Genomic DNA, 17,975 nt, shown 5'->3' with positions numbered 1-17,975 from the left:
AACATGACAACAGTACGATTAAACCTTTCCAATAATGCCATTGAAGTAAACCAATTAGATACAGCGGTAAACCAGTTAAGGGATAACCGGCACTCGGTTTATTATCGCTACAATAAACACCATCGGGAGTTAGGCACTTTCTATGGTGTTACCCATCAACAAGGTAAAACAAAATGGATAAAGTTGGGTTGTTACCCGGCTTTATCTGCCAAAAATTCGTTAATTAAAATGCAAAAGCTACTTCAGGAGGGTGCATTAAAAGAAACCGTGACTGATCAGCTTGAGTTTATTACCGTCAAAGAGTTATTAACGTGGTACCAAGCAAGACTAAGAAGTAATAAGTCGATATCTCAACATACCAAGCAGAACCAAAGTTCCTGTATTAAGCGTCACTTATTGCCGTTAATGGGAGAAATTGAGATAAATACACTGAGCCTTTCATTAGTCGATGAAAAACTGTTTCAACCCTTACAAAGCAAACTGTCTTTATCTACTGTGGATAACGTCTTGTCTGTGTTTAATGCAGCCAGGAAGAGGGCGAGACAAGTCGAGCTAATTAACGATAGTGCCATGTTTAAATGTACGTTGGCAGAATTTACGAATCAACGGCCGCGATATAAAGCAACAAGGTTAACCAAGAAAGCTTTACTTTCAGCTATTCGAGCATTACCTAAACAAACATTAGAACATCAAATACTCTTTGTATTGCTGCTGATGCATGGCACCCGAATAGGTGAAACCGTTAATGCTAAGTGGGAGACTTTTGATTTTAAGGAGAAGCTTTGGCGAATACCTGCAGAAGATACCAAGACTAAGAAAGCACACTCGATACCGTTAACTAAGCAAGCTATCATTTGGCTGAGGTTATATAGAAAGTATCAACTCAGACAAGGTAAGTCAGCATATTTGTTTCATCAAAAAAACAACCGAAGCAAAGCTAAATCCCCTAATCATGCATCAACGGTTATATCTACCATGGCCAATAAACAATGGTCTGCACATGATTTGAGGAAGTTTGCTCGCTCTTGTTGGATGGATTTAGGCATTGATTACATGGTTGCCGAGTTCTTGCTTAATCACACGTTAAAGAAGTTAGACCAAACGTACATTCAAACCCTTGCGCTGCCTAATTGCAGAGCAGCTTTAGATAAGTGGTGTAACTGGCTAGAGCAGCAAGGTTTAACACCTAGATATAAGCTAGATTCACCGAAGCGGTAACTGAGCTTTTATATCGTTGCATCAATAGCTTAGAGTACTTCATTGTATCCTTGAACTAATAGTTAATCGAAAAGCACGTATTTACTAAGCGTAGGACAAAATATTGAAGGTGGATTTTCTAGGGCTCCGCGCACCCTATGCGTGTTTAAAAAAACACCTGCTTGGCTAGAGGCCAATAGACAAAAGGAATTTGTCATTTGCGCACTTAAATCTAATGCGCACTTTGATTGACCTATTTTTAGTTGGTTATTTTTATTTATGTGGACAAATAAAAGGTAATTGAAGAATTATTATAACCCGGAGAAATATGAGCCGTACTATCATCACTTATAAAATAAATAGCTTAATTCTCACGTAAAAGGTAAATGATAAAAATAAATTAATTTATTTTTGGCTAAATAAACTAGAAAAATTGCTCCTTAAAACAAGATCTTTAAGTAGGTATTGACCTGTATTCATTAAAATAAGCAGGAAAAATAAAGTACTTATATAACAATGCGTTAAATAACCTAGTAAATACCTAGTAAATACCTAGTAAATATTTAAGAAATACTTAGTAAATACTTTTTTGATATGAAAGTTACATGAAAATCACATGGAAATTGTATGAAAAACTCTTTTTAAAACAACTGTGTAGTGTAATCGCATCTTTGACAGATAAGAGTTATAAATATAGATTACATATCTTAAAAATCTGGTTCAATTATGTATTCTATGAGTGCGAGTGATAATTATGACGAAGTTAACTAAAGACCAAAAACGCAAAAAAAAACTGTTAAAAGCTAAGAAAAATGTACTTACAGCAGAAAATGCTAATAACAAAACCCACAACGATAAAGCCAAAGTGAATGACATGTATAACGGAGTCACAAGGAAAGTTGGCTCGGGGATCATATTAGATGGTGAATGTTGGCATGGTTATGATAATACATCAGTTCATGATCTTGGGTTTATGAATGAAAATTATCTGTGCGGCGTGACAAAAATTACACAAGGAAATCATCAAGATTTCGAGGAAATGTTAAAAACCTATTGCCGAGTAGGTCAATGGGTAATACTCCCTAATGGGAAAGAAGGTTTAGGCTTTTCTGGTCCATACGAATTACTGGAAACGGCTAAAGAGTTTATGTTTGAGCATTTCCCTATTAGTGTAATTCGTAATGATAGAGGAGGAAGAATTGATGGTGAAGTTGACTATGACTCTTTGATTTCTACTTTGTTATTGTCTTCAGGTGATGCTGCCCACCAAATGGAAGATAAATTAGATCTATATGGTTATGCTTACGACCCCTTGTGTTTTATTTATTACTTACTTGATAACTTGGCTAAGAGTGTGGAGTGCCCAGCTGTTTTATCTAATATGATACTTGATTATGAAAATGATGTGACATCATTGAAAGAATATGTGGTTTTATTAGAGACAAATCACTTCAATGTACATTTGAAATTGTTATTAATCGCAGCGGAACAAGAAGGGATTGGCGTAATTGATGTCAACAATGCCGAATAAATTTAGTTGAAGTGAAATCATAGGAAAATTTATCACGTTGCTATTTACTTTGTTTTTTCTTGTATTTTTTTAATTTATTGGATATTGACGTAGCTTTAATTTACCATTCATGGCTAAAATTTTAGAAGGGAATAGAAATGGAACAAGAAAATGAAGGACTTAGCTGGAAATGGTTAGGTTGCAAGGTAGTCAGCTACTTCACCTTAATTTTAAATGCGGCTTTCTACTTTATTCTTTTTTTAATTGTGAAAAATGTTTCATTCTCTTTCTCACAGGTGACAATGACATCATTGACTAGTGATGGATCTTGGGGAATTGCTCTTTATTTCTTGAATAAAATAAATAGTACTTACTTTCTACATTGGCTATATATAACTACCCTTATCATAGGGGTATGGAATATTGTAGTCTACAAATTTGATAAGCATGGAAATCGAACCCCCGCGTTTTTAAGACTTAGATTTAATATTCAATGGCTGAGCAGTCCTGCGTGTACATCTACACTATATTTTCTTATTTTTGCCATAGGCATATATTTCTCAATAATTTCGTCTGCTATCAACCAATGGCTAATCAGCGATAACTTAATGTCAAGTGGGACAAGTTTTAGCTTCTCAATTGTTGTGGCTAGTTTAGCACTCTGCATAATTGTATTCATATTAAGCCAAATAGCTATTGGGAAAAAAAAGCACGGCGAAGATCGCGCTAATCAGGAAGTTTACCAAGATAAACTTGGTAAGTTAGAAGACATCATTCGGTTTGCTCCTCCCAATGGATTTGCAAACATATTATCTAATTATGTCGATGTTGCTGACGACTTCGTACAGGCAATCATCAAGCGTAGTAACAGTGTTAAGCAGGCAACTCTATTCGCAAAAAACGTACTTGGTGTTGATGAAGAGACTGTCTTCAAAGGTATTGATTCAATTGAAGGTAAATTAGATAAAGTAAATGTATTGAAAAATAAAGCAGAGATCACCAAAATGATCAATAAACTGAAAAGTGCTCAAGAATTCAATGCTGAATATATTCGAGCTATATTGATTGCTTACGCACGACTTGCTGCCCTATTTGATGGCATAATTCCGTCTAGCAAAAATAAAGATATTTACCGTGCCAATTTGATGCTTAAATACAACGTTACTGACAAGAAACTATCGCGTGAAGACACTTTCAGGTATGTTCCAGCAGTGCTGAAAGGAGCAGGTGCTCCCAATATTAAGCACTATTTGACCTTGCACGAGGAACATTCTGTAAAGGTTTTTAGCGAGAAAACTGGGCTCATAAAGATAAATGAACAGGGTGAATTCGTACCAATAAGATTCGACCAAGATCCTGATATTAAGACGTTTTCGTTGCCATTTTTTCTGGGTGAAGATAAGAAAAATTATAATTGCTTTGGAGCCCCCAGAGCTGTTGCCGAAGTAGAGTGTCAATTTATCAATAACACTCAAAAAGAGATAAAAAAATGGCGAAAAGAGCAAATGACACCCGTCGAAATTATCGATGAAGCTGAAAGGCATTTTAATCAGCGAGATATAGCTAAATCAATCATATCCCTACCACTAATGCTTAGTCGATATGATGTTATCCATAAGTCATCTAGATATGTAATGGGCGTAGTAAATATCTATCGGGATAAAACTGACCTGATGATGGGTAACCCGAAAAAACAAGAGCAATTTGAACATATTACTACACCGTTAAACTTTGCTTTATCAAAGATTGTCGCACATGACATGGTACACCGTTATCATGCCAATCTTTTGCAAGACATCCTTTCTTTTGCTACTATAGGTTCAACAAGTATTGAAGATTCGCAGTTAAGTGGCGAGATTGGAGAAAGCAATGGGTGATTTTCTAGAAAATTCTAGCTATATTTTTGATGATCTTCATGATCAAGAGGTTATTGATAACAAGGCAGCTGAGATCCTAGCATCCGGAGATTATTCTGATGAAGAGCTTAATCCCGTAAAGCGATCTTAAACCCTAGTTTATTCTAGGTACTTGTATGCTATTTAAGGCTTGTCATCGACAGGTCTTTTTTGTGTGTTTTTTTAGGTGAATTTCAAATACGAAACGAAGTTAGTATATTTGTTCTAGGCATTAATGGTTTATTATGCTGGCAAGATAATTAGCTATTTTGGTATGCGCAGCTAGCCGTTCGTCTAAGTAATCATGACGGTTATAAGTACCTACAATGCCTTTTAGTTTATGGTTCAAACATCGCTCTGCAACATGACCTTGAATTCCTAAAGCGGCAGCCAAGCTTCGAAATGTTCTCCGTAAATCATGAGGGGCGAATGGCTTAATATCACCCATTAAATTTACTGGTTGTACTTTCCGCCCAGCTTCATGACCAAACATTGATGAAATAGCTCTATTTAGCGTGTCGTCACCCATGTGAGGCTTTTTAGAGGTTCGACGGGCAGGGAATACATAATCAGAGCCACATGCTCTTATTTTTAGCTCATTTAGCCATTCCATGATTTGTATAGGTAGTGGAATGGTAATTGGTGCTCCTGTCTTACTTCTGCCTTCAGGTAAATTCCACAAAGCTTTATCAAGCTCGAACTCATCCCATTTAGCACAGCAAAGCTCGCTTTTGCGAACCCCTAAGGTTATTAGTAATGCACAGGCTAAGTAATTATCACGATTAAACTTAGCAATATTTTTCTTTAACACTCCAAATACTTGCTCTATTTCTTCAATAGTTAAGTATCTATCCCGACTTTTCTCTACACCACCAGCATCGCTTACAGTAAATGCGTTTGCAGGGTTATGTGTAAGTAGGTCTAACTTAAAGCCATGTCGAAACATTTGCTTCATGTACATCAGAGCATCATTAGCAACGGTAGGTCTAGCGTCTGATATGCCTTGAATAATTTTACGAATACTTAAGGCGCTCACTTCAGCAATAGGTAAGTCTCCAATTACAGGCTTAATATCTTTAGTGTAAATGCGCTTGGGGATACCTGGGTGTTTCAGCCTTTTGGCTAGATCGTTCTCATACCAGTCTGCAAAAAGGTCATCTACTAACTTAATGGATTGCTCTTTAACCTGCTTTTTGGCTAGAAGTGGATCTGAACCTAGGTTTATTTCCCGCTTTTTAATTGCAGCATCGGCTTTGGCATCAGATAGTGAAATGTCGGGGTACTGCCCTAAGGTCATTTCTTTCCTTTTACCGTTTGCTGTATAACGCAACATCCAATAGGGTGTCGCTGCATTTCTAACAACAAGATATAAGCTACCACCTATTGCATGTCGCTTAGGTTCACCCTTAACAAACTTTTGTATTTGTTTTGCAGTTATAGTTGTCATTAGTTACTTGCCCACCATTTAGGTTTTGTATGAAAGTTTTTGCCCACCACTTTGCCCACCACAAATAATACAACTTTATCGAACGTAATAAAACAAGCAGACATAAAAAAGCCCCGAATAACGAGGCTTTTCATATGGTTTGGTACTGTTTGGAACTTTATGGATTACTATTCTATATTCGCAATCTGCTCACGCATCTGTTCAATTAATACTTTCAACTCTACTGCACTGGCGGTAACGTCGGTATTAATAGATTTTGAGCCTAATGTATTCGCTTCACGATTAAATTCTTGCATCATGAAATCTAAACGACGGCCTTGAGCACCACCTTTTTTCAGTATCTTTTTGGTTTCGCTAACATGGCTGTTTAAACGGTCGAGCTCTTCGGCAACATCCATTTTTTGCGCTAATAAAACTAACTCTTGCTCAACACGGCCAGAATCTAAATCAATCTTAGCATCAGTGAATTTTTCAATGATGCGATTACGCTGCCAAGCAATTACCTCTGGCATATACGTTTGTACTTTATCGGCTTCAGCAGATATAGCATCAAGGCGCTGTTCAATCATCACCTTAAGGTTTGCACCTTCACTAGCGCGAGCTTCAATAAAGTCTTTAAGTGCTTGGTCAAAAGCGGCTAGTAATTCTGCTTGAATGGCCGACATATCGCTTTCAGGTGCTTCCATAACACCAGGCCAGCGCATTACTTCAATCGGGTTAACTTGACTATTCAGCGTGTGTGCATTAATCCAGTTAGCATGCTCAATAAGTTGCAAGGCGAGTTTTTCATTTAGCGCTAATTCACTTTTGTTGGCTGGGTTGGCGTTGAAACGTAAGTTACATTCTACCTTGCCGCGATTAAGTTGTTTGCGAAAACGTTCTCGTAAAACTGGCTCTATACCACGGAATTGCTCAGGTAAACGGAAATAAGTTTCTAGAAACCTTTGATTTACCGAGCGGATTTCCCATACTGCATTGCCCCAATCGCCTTTAATTTCGATGCGAGAAAAAGCAGTCATACTGTAGATCATGGTAAGCCTTATTATTAATGTCACTGATTAAATTGGATTATGCCTGAGCTCGGCACATCTAGCCAGAAATTCAGTGTTTAATGAATAGCCTTATTGCTCTGTTACTGTATAGCTAAGGAGCCGTTAAGGAGTAAATTCCATCTGGCCAAAGTTAGCAGCAAAATCGACACACCAAACACTGAGACCACTAAGGTCATCTAAGCTTTTATTTTGTGGCAGTTTTATCATTATGCTAGCGTTATCAAAGGTTTTTCCATTAATTTGTTGCCCTATAGGAAAAGCCTCTTCATTTGCATATTGATGATTTTTAGCGCCGTAGAAGTAAACATCTGGACCACCGCCATCATAACTAAATTGAGTTATTTCGATGGTGCAGTCATCAATGATTGTTGCCTTACCCGATACATTGTGAGCAAAAGTATTGAAGAAGCCACTATGACCAACTTTTTCGTGTGTAGTGGTGCAAGTTGTTAAATTGTTATTACTGATTTGACTTAGTGTTAACTGAAAGTGTTCGATGGCCATTGTCGCAGAAATAAGCTCTTGGTTAGCTGCGCCACTTTGACTGACTAGCTCAGTAACTTGTTGGTCAAAATTACTGGCAGAAAAGTCAATATTCAAATTAGCGGCTAATTGGTGAGTAGACTCGGTAATTTCGATACCGTTACTGGCGTCGCCATCTAAATCTAGACTTTGCAATAACCGTAATAAGTTAACAACTTCAATTTTATTGATATCATTTGTTTGATAGAGCTCTAATGGCGTTAAGTAGAGAGCGGCAGGTGTACTGGGCAGTTCAATGCCGCCAATCGAGAAAGTGATCATTTCATCTTCTTGAAAAGTAAATTCGCCAAGTCCATTCGTTTGGCCGTTTTGGCTAGCCGTTTTATAATTTAGTCCGTCGACAACGGAATCTAAAAATATTCCTGTATAAGTAGTTGGTGGTGTCGGGATTAAGTTAGCTTGTGTTTCTGTAGCCTTGTCATCTGAGCCGCAAGCGGTTAAAAGCAAAACCAATGTGCATGAAAGTAGTATTTTGTAGGTCATATCCAGTCACCAATAATGATTATTATATAAGGTGACCCGATATTGACGGTATTTATTCACAGAAATATCACAAGTTGATAGTTTTTTTAATATTTCTACTAATGCGACTTAATTATTAAGGCTTATTAGATAATGCTAACCAATGAGTTTTTATTTGATCCGCTACGCGAAAAGCATTGGCATAAATAGTAAAGGTGTAAGGCACGCTACCGCCAGTAGGCATAAATGAGCCATCGGTGACATACAAGTTATCAACTTCATGGGCTTGGCAGTTTTTATTAAGTACAGAGGTTTTTGGATCATTACCAAAACGACAACCACCGGCCATTAAGTTTGTTGATGGGTAACCGCTAACCGAAGACGAAACATTTTTTGCTCCTAAGGCTTCTAACAATTTTTCTGCTTTTTTCGATAGGTATTCACCTACTTCTAGGTCATGGTCATGATAACCAATACGCACCTTAGCTACCGGATCACCCCATTGATCAGTCACTTCGTTATCTAAACTAACAAAGCAATCGTCTGTGGGTAGCCAATCATTAAACACTTCAAAACGTAGGGTTTTGTAGGAAGTGAATTCAGTCTTCATGCTTTGTTTTAATTCTTCACCCCAAAGCAATTTGTCATCGCCGTTTTCATCCAAGCCCCATTGTGTGCCACGCGCTCTAGCTATGGGGTTTTGGTGGAACAAAAAGTCGATAGTACCACCTTTGGCTTGGCCTTGATTATTGGCGCCGCTAAAGCTTTTGTCGCTAATTTGATACCAGTCTTGTAATGCGCGATTAATAAAAGGACCGACTTGCTTTAATTCATTAACTTTTTGCTTAGATAGGTCAGCATAATTAAAATCACCTTGGCCAGTACCACCACCACTAAATAGTAAGTTTTTTCCTACTTGGCCACTATTATTCGCTAGACCTTGAGGGAATTTCTCACCGGTTGAAGCTAGCAATAAGCGCGAAGTTTCTACCGCCTGACAAGCAACGACATATATTTTGGCACTGACTGATTTTTTACGACCGATTTTATCGTAATAATGTACGCCAGTAATTTTACCCTCTTTATCACTGGCAATTTTATAGACCTTAGCATTGGCCTTTATCGTGCAATTACCCGATGCTACCGCATGGTTTAACAACGCAGCTCTACCACTGCCTTTAGCGCCAGAAGAGCAGCCATAACTGCTGCAATAACCAGAATATTCACAGCTACGTCTGCCCATGGCAGGTTCAGATAAAATGGCTCTGGGTACTGGAATGGCGTGATAACCTATTTTTTTCGCGGCTTTATCTATCCATGAAGACATGGGTAATTCGGCAATAGGAGGGTAAGGGAAGTCTGTTGAACGCGGTTCTTGATGAGGGTGTTCAACCACTCGGCCAGATACACCCACTTCACGCTCTACTTTGGCATAATAAGGTTCAAGTTCATCATAACTTATCGGCCAATCGGCGATATTAGCGCCTTTTATTCCACCAAACTCAGATTTTAGGCGAAAATCTATTGGCTTTAACCGGTGAAAGTAACCACTCATAAAGTTTGATGAGCCACCGACCACATTGCCATTCCACCAACTCCAGCCTGAATCACTGGTTTTTTCACCTTGCCAAAACGGCTTATCGTTTTCATCAAGATATTCTTCTTCAATAACGTGCTGTTCATCACTTAACTTAGGATTGTAAGCATCATGAATACTGATGGTCAGTTCGTCTTTGAAGAATTCTTTTTCCGTTAACCAAGGGCCTTTTTCAAGCACTAATACTTTAGCGCCTGCTTGTGCTAGTTGATGGGCAATAGGGGAGGCGCCAGCACCGCTACCTATGATGCAAATATCATAACTCATGGAAAACTCCAAGATTGAGGTGAGGTAAACGCGTTGTTATCAATAACTCGGTAGCGGTGGCCAGTACCGTCATTACAAGTGAAGCAAATGTCATCATTTAACGAAACGGTCATGCTTTGCGGGTTCCTTGATGGGCTTTTTTGCGGTTGCTTGCCACACGCTTATTTTCATAATCTTCTCGGCTAAGCATATCTACCCGAGATCTAGTTGGTAATTCAAAATAGCGTTGACCTTTTTTGGGTAAGGGAAAACCTGCTTGATGCTCTAACCATTGCCAGCCTATACCGTTAGGGTTGCCGCCGTAACTTTCTGGTGAAAGCATAGCTTCAAAAATATAACCGAGCAGGGTATTTAACCAATTTTGTCCTGCTCTTGATTGGCTAATGCCACGCAGTAACTGTTCTTTATCGGCAAAGTCTAGTAGGGCAAAGTCCATTGCTTTTTGTGAATTAGCATAACCATTTAACCAACCAACCCCCTTAACAATAAAATCTTTTTCATCTTGCTCGGTAGGTTGTACTGTCATCACTTGATGCAAATAAGCGGTCGCCCTAATTTCGCTGGCACTTGGACCCGTTGCTGACTTGGGTAATAAATGATTAAGCGTGGCATCAAGCGTTAACCAAGGCTCGGTTTTAACTAAGCTTTTAAGCGATTCATTTAGTGAATCCTGCGCTTTAGCGCTAACAGAAAAAGTAGATAAACTGGCCATTGCGCCCATGCCAGCAGCCGATTTAAGAAAACTACGTCGACTTTGTTGTGCTTTTTTTTGTTTATCTTTGATAAATTCAGGCGTTTGATAATTTTTATCAAAAAAAGAAGTTACAGTTGGCAAGCTGATTATTCCTCAGATTATTGGGCGGTGGTTTTAGTGGAGATATTACTGGCGGTATTAGTGGTGACCTTAGCACTGGTAGCGTTATTTTCTACCGACCACTGAGTGAGAAAATCTAGCCATTGAGATTTTGAATAATTATTATCGGCCAGTAATTCGGCAGTATCTTTCGATAAAATCATTTTTCCTTGTGCTGTTGAGACATACATATGTGGATAACCCAATACCGGCGGTAATGATTTCATAAAGTCATCATTTTCATTACTGTCACTGACATTAATTTTCAACAAGACATATTGACTATGTAGTGCTTGAAATACTTCGGGATTTTTAACGAGAAAGGCATCCATTTTATGGCACCAACTACACCAGTTTCCGCCTATTTCAATCAATACTTGGCGATTAGTTTCTTTTGCTAAGACAAGTGCGGCAGCAGCATCTTTAAAAGGGTCGCGTTGCTCATCATAGACTTTACTGTAACTGGGTAAGTTCGCTGTTATTGCTGTTGGCGTGGCATTGCTAGTAGCACTTACGGTAATAAAAACGCTTAAAAGTATATTTAAACTGATAACTAAGGCGGTGATAATTTTCATGGTGCTCTCTGATGTAATACATTGCTCGGACAATTAACATGACCTTGCTTTGCTGAACTATATTTCAAAAAAGTCTGATAGGCATTATAATAGCCGGAATTAATTTATCAGTCTTTATATAAAGGAACACACATGCGTCCAAGTGGCAGAACATTAGGGCAAATTCGCCCGGTAACGATTACCCGTCAATTTACTACTCATGCGGAAGGCTCAGTACTTATTGAGTTTGGCGATACTAAAGTCATTTGTACTGCTTCAGTTGAAGTCGGTGTACCACGTTTCTTAAAAGGCCAAGGTAAAGGTTGGATTACGGCGGAATACGGCATGTTACCTCGCTCTACTCATACACGTATGCGTCGTGAAGCCGCTATGGGCAAACAAAGTGGTCGTACTTTAGAGATTTCTCGCTTAATTGCGCGTGCATTACGTGCCGCGGTTGATTTAAAAGCGTTAGGTGAAAATACTATCTCAGTTGATTGTGATGTTATTCAAGCCGATGGTGGTACACGTACTGCGGCTATTACCGGTGCTTGTGTAGCACTTGTCGATGCACTTAACTACATGCGTGCTAAAGATATTATTAAAACTAACCCACTTAAACATATGATTGCTGCGGTATCTGTTGGTATTTATAAAGGCGAAGCAGTGGCTGATCTAGATTACCCAGAAGATTCTGCAGCTGATACCGATATGAACGTGGTGATGACAGATACCGGTAAACTTATTGAAGTACAAGGTACTGCTGAAGAAGAACCGTTTAGCTTTGAAGAAATGCAAGCCATGCTTGAACTAGCTAAAAACGGTATCAACGAATTATTCGACATACAAAAAGCTGCATTAAGCTAGGCTACGTTCAGATAAGTAACAGGAAAATAACTATGAAAGATTATCAACGCGAGTTTATTGAATTCGCAATCGAAAAACAGGTTTTACGTTTTGGCGAGTTCACGTTAAAGTCTGGCCGAGTTAGCCCATACTTTTTTAATGCGGGTATGTTTAAAACTGGTGGTGATTTAGCACGTTTAGGTCGTTTTTATGCAGCTAGTTTAATGGATGCAAAAATTGATTTTGATTTGATTTTTGGTCCAGCTTATAAAGGCATTCCAATTGCAACTACCACGACTGTTGCTCTGTACGATCACCATAATATGGATGTGCCTTATTGCTTTAACCGCAAAGAAGCTAAAACCCATGGTGAAGGTGGCTCATTAGTAGGCGCTGATCTTGAGGGTAAAATCATGTTAGTTGATGATGTTATCACTGCGGGTACTGCGATTCGTGAATCAATGGAAATTATTAAAGCACACGGGGCACAGCTTTCCGGTGTATTGATTGCGCTTGATCGCCAAGAGAAAGGCCAAGGCGAGTTATCAGCGATTCAAGAAGTTGAACGTGACTTTGGTACGCAAGTGGCGTCGATTGTCACTTTAGGTGATGTTGTAGCTTTTCTTGAAGAAAAAGTTGCAGCTCAAGGTGCCGAGAGTTCAGAACTAGCAGAAAACTTAGCCAGTATTAAAAAATATCGTTTAGATTACGGTATTTAAGCTATAAGAATTTCAGTGATTTAATTATCAGCCTGTGGACAATTTTCATAAATTTTAACGCCTTTGCCGCATAATGCTGCAAAGGCGTTATTTTTTTGGTTACTATATGACGTTCTTGCACAGCTAATTCATCAATAAATTAACAGGAAGTCATTATGCAAAAGGTAAATAGGTATGCGCTATTACTACTCTGGCTGGTAAGTACTTTGTCATTTGCTCAGGGACAGGAGAATTGCCTGAGTATTCAAGCTGACTATGCCGCGCTCATTGAATCGGGTAAGTATCGCTTTTCTAAGGAAGTAGCTAATGAGTCTTCAGCCAGTGTTAATTTTAAAAAGCTAGCAAGTTATCAGCAATATCTTACACAGACTTATCAAGAAATTGTAAATAAAAATCCTAAGGCTAGTATGCCTTGTCCGATTGTTACTGATACCTACCAACAATTGGCGAAACAAAATCAATGGTCACAAACACCGCAAATAAGCCAGTTAGTTGCTCCGTTTGAATTAGCTCAAGATCATAATGACAAAGCTATTTTGCTTATTCATGGTTTAACGGATTCACCGTTTTCTTTTCATGATCTTAGCCAGTTTTTCTATCAACAGGGTTTTACCGTCCGCACGCTGTTATTACCAGGGCATGGCATGGCGCCGTCTGAGTTGTTGACTGCCGACTATAACGAGTGGCAACAAGCGACAAAGTTTGCCATTGAACAAACCTTGAATGATTATCAGCAAGTCTACCTTGGTGGCTTATCTACGGGCGGAGCACTTATCTTTGATTACTTGATGCAAAAAAAGCATGTTGATGAAAAAATTAAGGGCTTATTTATGTGGTCGCCGGCATCAAAGGCAAAAAGTGATCTCGCTTGGTTGGCTAAGTATATTGACGCTATTCCTTTTGTCGATTGGCTTGATTTAGATGCCGATATAGATTTTGCTAAATATGAGTCATTCCCCTATAACGCAGCGACTCAAGTCGATGCCATAATGAACCTAGTTGCTGGCGAACAAGCCTTAGCGAGTCGGAAAATGCATGAAATTCCGGTATTTGTCGTTGCTAGTGAACATGATCAAACTATAGATACTGAGCACACCTTACAGTTAATTCAGCAATGGCAACTAGCATCACCGCAAGAGCAGATGCAGAAAAGCGTGTTGATTTATTATGGTAATAACAACAAACTGCCAAAAAAATTAGTTAAAGTCATGCAGGTGATTGTGCCGGAATGTTCAGCTGAGAGCTTATGTGATGAGATATTTGATGTAGCTCACATTGCTACAACTAATTCTCCCGATAATCCACATTATGGCGTTAATGGCCAATATAGAAACTGTGGTCACTATGTTAAAGATGCAGCACGTTATCAGGCGTGTAAACAAAATAAGCAGGTGATAAAAGGGGAAGTAACAACAATGAACCTTAATCGAGAATTACCAATGCAAAGACTGACTTACAATCCGTATTATCAAGAAATGCTTGCTGCCATGACAGTGTTTTTAAAGGCTACTCACTAGCAGTTAGTGATTAACTTGTGTATATCAAGAAAAGATTTTAACGTGAGTATTTCAGCCAAAGCTTATAAAAAATGGCATTACAGCTTGGGTTGTCATCCATTTTTCCATCTCTATCGCAATCTGAGCCGGTCAATGATTTAGCGACTTGTTGACCGTATTCTTCTATATCGGCCTTTGATGGCGTGACGGTCATAGTTACCCTGGGTGACTGTGCAATAAAGTCTGCGACATCTTTATAGTTGGCAAACTCTTCTTTAGAAATTAAGTGACTAATATCCTGCGAGGCTGGTTTTTTTGCGCTTAAGGCAAATGATGCTAAGGCTAAACTTGCTGTTAGAAGCAGAATTATAAATTTCATTTAAGTCATCAATGTGTATGAGTGAGCAAAGTATACCCTACTCAAGTGATAAGCCCAGCTAAGCAATTTAATTGCAGCCAAAATGTGGAGGTAATCTGTATTTTTATCATTCTAAAAAATAGAAAAGCTGGGTCAGAGTATTGAGTGATGAAATTAATAACACACTGGGGCCAAGTATCTCGTTAGCCTCTAGGTTAGATAAATTAACAGTTCAAAGTGATTGAACTTGAAAAGAAAGAGGATATTCAATCAGAGTTGAAGGTTATTTAAGATATAGCAAATATTTAGCCGTATTGTTTTGTGAAAAAATGTTTTAATGATTGAAATAAATTTATTGATGTTATACCAGTTTCATTAAGTTTGTAATCTTGTTGTGTATAGGAAAAATAAATCAGGGCAAGGCGCTCGATTGAGCAATAGCTGGCGTGTGTGATTGAGAGTAACGCTGACATGGCGTATTTTAACCAGAACAAGTGAGTAATAATTTAATGAAATTGGTATTGAAGGGAGATAGTTGATGCACGAACCTGAGATCTCACGTTGGACCTTGATTAGAGATATGCTCATTTTTCAAGCTAAGCTAGCTATGGATGCCATTCGTGACTTATTGTTAAGCCCAGTATCAATAATATGTGGGCTTATAGATATCTTGAAAGGCCATACTCTTTCCAAAAGTTATTTTCATAAATTAATGGCCTTTGGTCAGCAAAGTGACTCGTGGTTAAACTTGTTTGGTAACCATAACAAGAGCGCTGAAAATACTGACGTTATGGGCAGTCAAAAAACTAAGGTTGATGTAACTGTTGACCAATTATTTTTACAAGTTGAATCATTATTAAAAGATCAGCACGGGAAAGGCGGTTTAACGGCTTCTGCTAAAGCTAGCATCGACCGTTATCTTAATAAGATAGTGGCAAACAAAGACTCCGGTCGAGTAAAATAATCGAATTTTTTAATAAAGATAAAAACGGCTTCCACACCATATTAAGTCTTATTATCTTAATTTAAATCTTGATAGCCAGACATCAATGCCTGCCAGTTTTTCTCGGTAAAATAAAACTGTTCGAGTTTATTTAACTCCTTTAAAAACGAGCGTTGTAAACGCGCCATATTGGCTTGTTTCCACTCAGTATTTACTGGGTTAGTGCGCAGTTCACCACGATCAAAGTCGATTAAAAATACCTGTTCTTTATCATCTAGCAAAATATTATGGCTATTTAAGTCATGGTGATAAATACCATGATGATGAAAGCGTTTAATGGTGGCGCCAATGCGTTGCCAAACATCATCAGTTAAAGTTTTTTCACTTAATACTGCCACTAAATCTTGCGCATCTTGAATACGGCTTGATAATAAGTCTGCTTGGTAAGTTAATTTATGGCGAATAACGCGATAGGCAACTGGCTCAGGTGCCGGAAGTTGCAAGGTTTTCATATGACGCAGCAGGGCAAACTCACATGCCGCACGGCTGCTTTCTACACCGCTAAACCAGTAGGAATCTTTGATTATTTTACCAATTAAACCACCACGGTAATAATGGCGCAATACCCAATCATGCTGATTATTGTTGTTATCTTTATAAGCAACAAACCAAGTGGTACCACGTCCTTGAGCAGAGCCAGTAACCGCATCTTGTTGCTGCCAATAACTTGGACTGAGCATCTCGGCAGTGAAGTTACTAATAAGGCTTTCATTGAAAAAACAAGTGGTTTTACCTTGCTCAAGCTTAGAAAATTTTTCACTGGTTATCGTTTGGCTCAAGAGTTTTCTCCTAATGGCTTGGTGCTGTTACTCGCTAAGAACTCTTGTACTTGAGCTAAGGTTTTATCGCTGGCACCTTGATTGGCAAGTACTACGTTAAATGCCTTGTCGCCAAGCGACTTTTGTCGTGCTGGTTGTTGTAATAACTTACTTACTGCATCGGCTAATTGCTGCGACGTTGATTGAGTAGTGCTATTAACATCTGAATCATTAACCAGTTCAATAATGGCATCTGCTTGCCTTAACTGTTGCATGATCTCATTGAAGTTACTCATGTTGTGGCCAACGATGACTGGCTTATTAAATAACGCTGGCTCTAATGGATTGTGGCCGCCCACTTCATTGAAGCTGCCACCCATAGTGACGATATCACTTAAAGCAAAAGCCGCCATTAACTCACCTAAGCTATCGAGTAACCATACTTGTTCATCAGTTATCACAGTGTTTTCACTGCGCTTAGCCAATGATAAGTCGTGCTCAAGGCAAAGCTTGGCTACTTGCTCAAAGCGTTCGGGATGGCGCGGCACTAGCACTAATAATAACTGAGGATATTGAGCTAATAATTCGTTAAAGGCAGCCAAGGCAATAGCTTCATCACCATTATGGGTGCTGGCGACTAACCAAATGGTTCTTTTGGCTTGACTACTATCAGCAAAAAGTAATTTGGCTAACTCGGTCTTTTTTGCCATTACTTGCTCGTTGATACTGATATCAAATTTTAAGTTGCCACTATTCGCACAGCGACTTGTTTGCGCACCTAGCTGTAAGAAATGATGTAAATTTTCTTGGCTTTGGGTCAATATTTTATCGAAACTATTTAAACAGGGTTTAATAAGTGGGCTAATTTTTTGGTAGCTTACTAAAGACTTTTTCGATAACCGCCCGTTGATCAGTAATAATTTAATGTTTTGTTGTCTGCATTGTGCAATTAAGTTCGGCCATAACTCGGTTTCCATGAAAATCATCATTTTTGGTTTCAATCTATGTAGAAATAATGCCGTACAAGGCAATAAATCCAGTGGTAGATAACCGTGTTGCACACGACTGCCAAAGAGTTTGCTGACTTGTGCAGAGCCTGTCGGGGTAAAGGAAGTAATGGTAATAGGTAAATCAGGGTAAGTGAGTAACAACTTTTCGATAAAGCTTTTTAGCGCGATTACTTCACCAACACTGGCAGCATGAACGACGATACCAGCTTGCTGGCAAGGTTTTGGAAATAGACCTAATCGTTCAGACCATCGTTGACGATAGGCTTTATTATTTTTAGAGCGAAACAGCAAAAAAATGAGTAGCAGTGGCAGTAATAGTAAGAGTAAAATTCGGTAAAATAGCAAGGAAATCATGTCGGTGAATATTGCTCTATAATGAGTTTGTCGGTAGATTATACCAAAGGGTAT

The 17,975-nt window shown here is 38.6% G+C and carries 17 protein-coding genes; 8 read left to right on the top strand and 9 right to left on the bottom strand.

Features of this window, described 5'->3' with window-relative positions; all coding sequences use genetic code 11:
* Positions 1-3: 3 nt before the first annotated feature.
* The 4 genes from HRT55_RS14120 (at position 4) to HRT55_RS14105 (ending at position 4,714) form a co-directional block, all read left to right on the top strand.
* Complete coding sequence (locus HRT55_RS14120; protein WP_287204341.1) at positions 4-1,218, top strand: site-specific integrase; 1,215 nt, start codon at positions 4-6, stop codon at positions 1,216-1,218.
* A gap of 733 nt (positions 1,219-1,951) precedes the next feature.
* Positions 1,952-2,728 carry a hypothetical protein gene (locus HRT55_RS14115; protein ID WP_287204342.1) on the top strand — a complete coding sequence of 259 codons (777 nt, stop codon included), beginning with the start codon at positions 1,952-1,954 and terminating at the stop codon, positions 2,726-2,728.
* 137 nt (positions 2,729-2,865) lie between these two features.
* Complete coding sequence (locus tag HRT55_RS14110) at positions 2,866-4,584, top strand: hypothetical protein (RefSeq protein WP_287204343.1); 1,719 nt, start codon at positions 2,866-2,868, stop codon at positions 4,582-4,584.
* On the top strand, positions 4,577-4,714 hold the full coding sequence (locus HRT55_RS14105) for a hypothetical protein (protein ID WP_287204344.1): 138 nt from the start codon (positions 4,577-4,579) through the stop codon (positions 4,712-4,714). The genes HRT55_RS14110 and HRT55_RS14105 overlap by 8 nt, the downstream gene beginning before the upstream one ends.
* 120 nt (positions 4,715-4,834) lie before the next feature.
* Here HRT55_RS14105 and HRT55_RS14100 read toward each other — a convergent pair whose 3' ends face one another.
* From HRT55_RS14100 to HRT55_RS14075, 6 genes are all read right to left on the bottom strand, one after another.
* Positions 4,835-6,049 carry a site-specific integrase gene (locus tag HRT55_RS14100; protein ID WP_287204345.1) on the bottom strand — a complete coding sequence of 405 codons (1,215 nt, stop codon included), beginning with the start codon at positions 6,047-6,049 and terminating at the stop codon, positions 4,835-4,837.
* Positions 6,050-6,216: 167 nt separating this feature from the next.
* On the bottom strand, positions 6,217-7,080 hold the full coding sequence (locus tag HRT55_RS14095) for a YicC/YloC family endoribonuclease (RefSeq protein WP_291622241.1): 864 nt from the start codon (positions 7,078-7,080) through the stop codon (positions 6,217-6,219).
* A 123-nt stretch (positions 7,081-7,203) separates the two neighbouring features.
* Positions 7,204-8,127, bottom strand: a complete 924-nt coding sequence (locus tag HRT55_RS14090) for a DM13 domain-containing protein (RefSeq protein WP_291622239.1) — start codon at positions 8,125-8,127, stop codon at positions 7,204-7,206.
* 115 nt (positions 8,128-8,242) lie between these two features.
* On the bottom strand, positions 8,243-9,970 hold the full coding sequence (locus HRT55_RS14085; protein ID WP_291622237.1) for a GMC family oxidoreductase: 1,728 nt from the start codon (positions 9,968-9,970) through the stop codon (positions 8,243-8,245).
* Positions 9,971-10,079: 109 nt separating this feature from the next.
* A complete protein-coding gene (locus HRT55_RS14080; RefSeq protein ID WP_291622236.1) occupies positions 10,080-10,805 on the bottom strand; it encodes a gluconate 2-dehydrogenase subunit 3 family protein in 726 nt (241 codons plus the stop codon).
* Between the two features lie 17 nt (positions 10,806-10,822).
* On the bottom strand, positions 10,823-11,398 hold the full coding sequence (locus HRT55_RS14075) for a thioredoxin family protein (RefSeq protein ID WP_291622235.1): 576 nt from the start codon (positions 11,396-11,398) through the stop codon (positions 10,823-10,825).
* Between the two features lie 132 nt (positions 11,399-11,530).
* Between HRT55_RS14075 and rph the strand changes: the two genes are divergently transcribed.
* From rph to HRT55_RS14060, 3 genes are all read left to right on the top strand, one after another.
* The gene (gene rph, locus HRT55_RS14070) at positions 11,531-12,244 is read left to right on the top strand and encodes a ribonuclease PH (RefSeq protein ID WP_291622234.1); all 714 of its coding nucleotides are present in this window, start codon (positions 11,531-11,533) and stop codon (positions 12,242-12,244) included.
* Positions 12,245-12,276: 32 nt separating this feature from the next.
* Positions 12,277-12,942 carry an orotate phosphoribosyltransferase gene (gene pyrE, locus HRT55_RS14065; protein ID WP_291622233.1) on the top strand — a complete coding sequence of 222 codons (666 nt, stop codon included), beginning with the start codon at positions 12,277-12,279 and terminating at the stop codon, positions 12,940-12,942.
* A 155-nt stretch (positions 12,943-13,097) separates the two neighbouring features.
* Positions 13,098-14,459 carry an alpha/beta fold hydrolase gene (locus HRT55_RS14060; RefSeq protein WP_291622232.1) on the top strand — a complete coding sequence of 454 codons (1,362 nt, stop codon included), beginning with the start codon at positions 13,098-13,100 and terminating at the stop codon, positions 14,457-14,459.
* A gap of 37 nt (positions 14,460-14,496) precedes the next feature.
* Here the strand turns inward: HRT55_RS14060 and HRT55_RS14055 are convergent, their stop codons facing one another.
* On the bottom strand, positions 14,497-14,817 hold the full coding sequence (locus HRT55_RS14055) for a hypothetical protein (RefSeq protein ID WP_291622231.1): 321 nt from the start codon (positions 14,815-14,817) through the stop codon (positions 14,497-14,499).
* A 517-nt stretch (positions 14,818-15,334) separates the two neighbouring features.
* On the opposite strand from HRT55_RS14055, the gene HRT55_RS14050 reads away from it, so the two are divergent.
* A complete protein-coding gene (locus HRT55_RS14050; protein WP_291622230.1) occupies positions 15,335-15,760 on the top strand; it encodes a hypothetical protein in 426 nt (141 codons plus the stop codon).
* A gap of 56 nt (positions 15,761-15,816) precedes the next feature.
* Here HRT55_RS14050 and HRT55_RS14045 read toward each other — a convergent pair whose 3' ends face one another.
* Together HRT55_RS14045 and waaA are read right to left on the bottom strand one after the other, a co-directional pair.
* The gene (locus HRT55_RS14045) at positions 15,817-16,578 is read right to left on the bottom strand and encodes a 3-deoxy-D-manno-octulosonic acid kinase (RefSeq protein ID WP_291622229.1); all 762 of its coding nucleotides are present in this window, start codon (positions 16,576-16,578) and stop codon (positions 15,817-15,819) included.
* Entirely contained in the window at positions 16,575-17,921 is a 1,347-nt protein-coding gene (gene waaA, locus HRT55_RS14040; protein ID WP_291622228.1) for a lipid IV(A) 3-deoxy-D-manno-octulosonic acid transferase, read from the bottom strand. Before waaA ends, HRT55_RS14045 begins: the two co-directional genes overlap by 4 nt.
* Positions 17,922-17,975: the final 54 nt, after the last annotated feature.

The organism is Colwellia sp. (genome assembly GCF_013214175.1).
Lineage (GTDB): Bacteria > Pseudomonadota > Gammaproteobacteria > Enterobacterales > Alteromonadaceae > Colwellia.
The sequence above is the reverse complement of the archived record's forward strand: the minus strand, read 5'-3'. Positions and strand labels throughout refer to the sequence as shown.

Bases quoted from the DNA above. Each gene is read 5' to 3' on its own strand.
- HRT55_RS14120 (WP_287204341.1), top strand. From the start codon at position 4: ATGACAACAGTACGATTAAACCTTTCCAATAATGCCATTGAAGTAAAC.
- HRT55_RS14115 (WP_287204342.1), top strand. From the start codon at position 1,952: ATGACGAAGTTAACTAAAGACCAAAAACGCAAAAAAAAACTGTTAAAA.
- HRT55_RS14110 (WP_287204343.1), top strand. From the start codon at position 2,866: ATGGAACAAGAAAATGAAGGACTTAGCTGGAAATGGTTAGGTTGCAAG.
- HRT55_RS14105 (WP_287204344.1), top strand. From the start codon at position 4,577: ATGGGTGATTTTCTAGAAAATTCTAGCTATATTTTTGATGATCTTCAT.
- HRT55_RS14100 (WP_287204345.1), bottom strand. From the start codon at position 6,049: ATGACAACTATAACTGCAAAACAAATACAAAAGTTTGTTAAGGGTGAA.
- HRT55_RS14095 (WP_291622241.1), bottom strand. From the start codon at position 7,080: ATGATCTACAGTATGACTGCTTTTTCTCGCATCGAAATTAAAGGCGAT.
- HRT55_RS14090 (WP_291622239.1), bottom strand. From the start codon at position 8,127: ATGACCTACAAAATACTACTTTCATGCACATTGGTTTTGCTTTTAACC.
- HRT55_RS14085 (WP_291622237.1), bottom strand. From the start codon at position 9,970: ATGAGTTATGATATTTGCATCATAGGTAGCGGTGCTGGCGCCTCCCCT.
- HRT55_RS14075 (WP_291622235.1), bottom strand. From the start codon at position 11,398: ATGAAAATTATCACCGCCTTAGTTATCAGTTTAAATATACTTTTAAGC.
- rph (WP_291622234.1), top strand. From the start codon at position 11,531: ATGCGTCCAAGTGGCAGAACATTAGGGCAAATTCGCCCGGTAACGATT.
- pyrE (WP_291622233.1), top strand. From the start codon at position 12,277: ATGAAAGATTATCAACGCGAGTTTATTGAATTCGCAATCGAAAAACAG.
- HRT55_RS14060 (WP_291622232.1), top strand. From the start codon at position 13,098: ATGCAAAAGGTAAATAGGTATGCGCTATTACTACTCTGGCTGGTAAGT.
- HRT55_RS14055 (WP_291622231.1), bottom strand. From the start codon at position 14,817: ATGAAATTTATAATTCTGCTTCTAACAGCAAGTTTAGCCTTAGCATCA.
- HRT55_RS14050 (WP_291622230.1), top strand. From the start codon at position 15,335: ATGCACGAACCTGAGATCTCACGTTGGACCTTGATTAGAGATATGCTC.
- waaA (WP_291622228.1), bottom strand. From the start codon at position 17,921: ATGATTTCCTTGCTATTTTACCGAATTTTACTCTTACTATTACTGCCA.